This is a genomic window from Paenisporosarcina sp. (genome assembly GCF_057785155.1).
The window spans coordinates 1-4,472 of sequence record NZ_JBYNRN010000027.1; the positions used below are offsets into that span (position 1 = coordinate 1).

General features: G+C 36.4%; 5 protein-coding genes and 1 pseudogene. 2 read left to right on the forward strand and 4 right to left on the reverse strand.

The window, feature by feature from the left end:
- The 3 genes from AC3EA5_RS10955 to AC3EA5_RS10965 all read right to left on the reverse strand — a co-directional run.
- On the reverse strand, positions 1 to 275 hold a 275-nt coding region (locus AC3EA5_RS10955), incomplete at its 3' end, for a GNAT family N-acetyltransferase (protein ID WP_488608386.1).
- A gap of 248 nt (positions 276 to 523) precedes the next feature.
- Positions 524 to 925 (reverse strand): hypothetical protein, encoded by a 402-nt coding sequence (locus AC3EA5_RS10960; protein WP_488608387.1) that lies wholly within the window; start codon positions 923 to 925, stop codon positions 524 to 526.
- A 12-nt stretch (positions 926 to 937) separates the two neighbouring features.
- Complete coding sequence (locus AC3EA5_RS10965; protein WP_488608388.1) at positions 938 to 1,180, reverse strand: VanZ family protein; 243 nt, start codon at positions 1,178 to 1,180, stop codon at positions 938 to 940.
- Positions 1,181 to 1,580: 400 nt separating this feature from the next.
- Here AC3EA5_RS10965 and AC3EA5_RS10970 point away from each other — a divergent pair, with 400 nt between their 5' ends.
- Positions 1,581 to 3,047 carry a flavin monoamine oxidase family protein gene (locus AC3EA5_RS10970; protein WP_488608389.1) on the forward strand — a complete coding sequence of 489 codons (1,467 nt, stop codon included), beginning with the start codon at positions 1,581 to 1,583 and terminating at the stop codon, positions 3,045 to 3,047.
- A 222-nt stretch (positions 3,048 to 3,269) separates the two neighbouring features.
- On the forward strand, positions 3,270 to 3,428 hold the full coding sequence (locus AC3EA5_RS10975) for a hypothetical protein (RefSeq protein ID WP_488608390.1): 159 nt from the start codon (positions 3,270 to 3,272) through the stop codon (positions 3,426 to 3,428).
- Positions 3,429 to 3,530: 102 nt separating this feature from the next.
- On the opposite strand, the pseudogene AC3EA5_RS10980 reads toward AC3EA5_RS10975, so the two are convergent.
- A pseudogene (locus AC3EA5_RS10980) lies at positions 3,531 to 4,472 on the reverse strand (IS3 family transposase); the annotation flags it as partial.

Here is a 4,472-nt window from a genome sequence, read left to right on the forward strand (position 1 = left end):
GTTTCTATGCGGCTTTTCCATTCGTCAGATTCAACAATTACTAGAGTGAAATCAGGTAAATTATTAAGCAACTCTTCTGCTTCCTTTATATTGGGATTTCCAGCATAAAACACAAAAATCCCCACAGTTATCTGAGCAACCGTTGGATTCTCAAGGTTATCTACCCAAGCAGTTCCCATATGTCCTTGGAGATATGAAAGAATAATAGTGCTATCCATATTTTTAAACATAGGTATTAACTTTTTCCTTACAGTAACATCGGCTTCATAAATCATTCAATTCCTACTTTCTATTAAATATTTTCAAATTATTACCAATGATTGTATTATAATTTTCATAACAATATATCAGAATCTTGAGAATTATTCTGATTGTGAACTTGGACTTAATTGACCTAACGTGGTGCGTTAGGTCAACAAGAAACTGGATGTTCCGTCCGTAAAACCTCAGTAGGTTGACATAACACGCGGATGAGGAAGTTTATGACTCCATTACTCAATAAGAATCAGTTTGATTTTAATTTTCATCTAGATAAAGCTCTAACTAGTAAAATTCCCGTAAATACAAAAATTACAGTTCTAGTTATTTCTATTTGAAGTAGGGAAATTATCGGTGGATATAAGTTAGTTCCAATAATAGTATGGAGTATGCCAAGGGAGAAAAAAGCGAAAATTAACAGTAAAATAGAAGGCACAATTAACCAGTTTAATTTAACTCCGTTTTTTATAATACTTAACAATTTACGCCATTCAATGAGAACCCCAAACAAAATACATAAAAGTGTTACTATGTCATTATTTAATTCAGTTCTGATAGGAATACTTGCCATTGAGTAAAGAAGGAAAAATCCAATACTAGTTAATAAAATATAGATACCTATTTTTCTTTTCACAATAACTACTCCCTTATTAATCTTTTTATACAAAAAGAAAAGCTCCTACTTGGTAAGGTAACTTCCAAATCCTATCAAAGTACCAAGCATATTAAGGATGAAATCATCAATGTCAAAACTCCCTCTTCTTGTAACTAATTGTAATACTTCAATAATAAATAACAATATAATTATTGGAAAAGAAAATACACTTACTGGTAAATGATTGTATCCCTTATACACCCCAGGTTGACATAACACCCCGAGTCGGAAGTTCGCCCCACCGAACCAACCCTTACGGGGTCTCACTTCTTCTCTTTTTCACCCATCCATCTTTTATTCACCCAACATACATCGTTGAGTTGACGGGCTATCGGTGGGTTAGCTTTTCCCGTCCGATGAATAAATATCAATAGGTTTTGAAAAAAATGTCCTTCTCATGAAGATGGTTTTTCACGAAAATCAACCCGAGTCAATCAGAACTCAAGGGTGGATTTTTTTATTTGGAATGGTTTAAAATCCCCTTCAGAAATGAAAGACAGAATAAGATGAACGGAGTCCCGACTCCACTCACAAAGGTGCTCTAGAGTACTTCCAAATTATTGAAATTTTACACAGAAATATGTCTAGAAGAATAGATTGATAGTAAACCTCAAATCAGAGATGTTTTACTTCTCAAATGTGATGAGGTATGCAAAGGAGAAAGGATATGACTAACATGTTTCCTCCTGTATCACCCGATCAAATGATTTCGACGATTCAACATGGACTAAAAAAAACGCAAACTCCTAAAAAGATACTCATTGTCGGCGCAGGTATGTCTGGATTGGTCGCTGCCTCTTTGTTAAAGGAAGCCGGACACAACGTAACCATCCTTGAAGCTTCAAAAAGAGTAGGAGGACGTGTTTATACGAAACGAACCCCTTTTATCAATTGGCAGTACATGGAAGCCGGAGCAATGCGTATTCCAAATCTTCATTATTTGACTTTGGAATACATAAAAAAATTCCGCTTACCAGTAAATTCGTTTATTAACAGTACGCTAAACGACCTGATCTACGTGAATGGGATCAAAACACGCCAATATCTGTATAAACAGAACCCTGATATCCTTGGCTACCCAGTTGCCCCTCACGAAAAGGGCAAAACAGCTATGGAGTTGATTCAACCAGTACTCCAACCAGTTATAGACTTTATCAATCTAAATCCGTTGGAAAATTGGAGTTGGGTAATAAAGGAATATGATAAATACTCGATGGATGGGTTTTTAAGATACAACCCTAATGGGGTGACTTTATCTCCTGGTGCCATTGAAATGATTAAGGTACTCCTTGCTATCGAGGGCTTAGCTGAACTCGCTTTTCTTGATTTATTACGTGAATTTATGATTCTTTTCAACCCTGATATCAATTTCTATGAGATTACTGGAGGAAATGACCAACTCCCAAAAGCATTTCTCCCACAATTAGAAGAAAACATTTTGTATGGGCAACAGATGACCAAAATTGTTCAATATAATAATCAAGTTACACTTCATTCTAAGAATACAGAGTCGTTAAAACCAACTGAAATGACATGTGACATTTGCATCTTGACCATTCCTTTCTCAATTCTGCAATTCGTTGAAGTAGAACCCCATGATTCTTTTTCCCATAACAAGTGGAAAGCGATTCGAGAACTTCATTATGTGACTTCCACAAAGATTGGCCTTCAGTTTAAAAGTAGATTTTGGGAGGCGGAAGGGATACAAGGTGGTCAAACGGCGTCTGATTTGCCCATTCGATTTAGTTATTATCCCAGCCATGGAATTGGAAAGAACCAGTCTGGAGTAATTGTAGTTAGTTATACTTGGGAGGATGATGCCATACCATGGGACAGTTTAAGTGAAGAAAATCGGATTCAACAAGCATTAGAGAATTTGGCTACCATCCATGGTCAACAAGTATATGATGAATTTATTACAGGAGCTTCTTACAGTTGGGCTCAAAATCCATATTCAGGTGGGGCTTTCACGCTGTTTAAACCAGAACAAGAAACAGAACTTTTTCCTTCTCTCTCTGCTCCGGAAGGAAGGGTACACTTTGCAGGGGAACACACTTCTCTGCCACACGGTTGGATACAAGGTGCAATTGAGTCGGGAATACGTGTAGCACATGAAGTCAATGACTTACCTTGAAATAATATTTACTTAGAGTAAGAGGAAATCTGCTATTTTGTTAATGGAATAGGAATCAGTACTTATCAAGTAAATACAGAATACGTAGATGAATCGAATCCTATCATTGCAAAGGACAGTTTTTATATCATTTTAGAAAAAGATAGGCACAAGGAAATTACTAATGAATCGATCAAAATAGAATTTAGCGATTGGGTAAAAGAAAGTATGGTTGAAAACAAAATGAAGAAAACCATTACAGATGAAATTGTGATTTTAGAAGGCTTTGTTACGTATGACTCCACTGGGCTTAGCAAACAGGATATTTCTAACAAAGGATTATCAATTATTGGAGTGAGGATTGAAATTGATGGGAGAAAAATTTTCATGTCATACCCGTGAAGTTAATAAAGAAGGTCCGCTCTCACTTGAATGGGATGCTGCCAATCCAAATAAAAAAGACCTCTTAAAGTGTACTGAACCCCAAAAGTTAGACCGAAGTATTTAAGCAGCTAGTTGGCTGGTATGGAGACGGTATTCAACCGGGCTCATACCAGTCAATTTTGCTTTTATCCGTTCATTATTATAGTAATAAATATACTTATTCACTGCTTTCTTCAGCTCTTCAAAAGAGCGATAAACTTTCCCGTAATACATTTCCTGTTTCATTATGCCGAAGAAGTTTTCCATAAGCGAATTATCCAGACAGTTTCCTTTTCGCGACATACTTTGGAATATCCCATTATCTTTTAGCTTCTTAACATATGCCTTCATTTGATACGCCCAACCCTGGTCAGAGTGTATCGTCGTTCGATAGGTGCAGTCTTTTGCTATTTCTATTGCTTCATCCAAGGCATCCATGATGGCTTTTGCGTTTGGGCGTTCTGAGAGCCGGTAGGATAAAATCTCACTATTAAACATATCTAAGAACGGATCTAAATAAGCCTTCTTAATGATTAACTTCCCACTCGCATTCGTCTCGTAATATTTAAATTCGGTTGTATCAGTTGTTAGTTTTTGATATGGGATGCTTGTATAAAATCTACGATTGACAAGGTTTTTTGAAGTCGTGCCAACTGTTCCTTTGTACGTACTATATTTCCTAGACTTTCGTGTGAAGGATTTGCATGTCATGTCGAGCTTATTAGTAATACGAAGGATCTTTTTGTGATTTACGCAATAGCCTCTCTTGCGTAAATCTATATCAATTCGACGATAACCGTAATTTTCATCATTCTTGTCTACAATCTCCTTGATCATGTTTTCAATCTCTTCATCTGGATTAGGTTCGTTTAATCGCTTTTGCCAATACATATAGGTGGCCTTTGGAAAAGCTATTGCTTCAAGAATAACGGCTAATTTGAATTCTTTTCTGAGTTCATTGATGACTCTGGATTCAGTTTTAGCAGTCGGCTCGGAATATTTATCCCTGAAGCTCGGAGCTTT

Excerpts from the sequence above, each read along its gene's own strand:
- AC3EA5_RS10970 (WP_488608389.1), top strand. The coding sequence starts at position 1,581 with ATGACTAACATGTTTCCTCCTGTATCACCCGATCAAATGATTTCGACG.
- AC3EA5_RS10975 (WP_488608390.1), top strand. The coding sequence starts at position 3,270 with ATGAAGAAAACCATTACAGATGAAATTGTGATTTTAGAAGGCTTTGTT.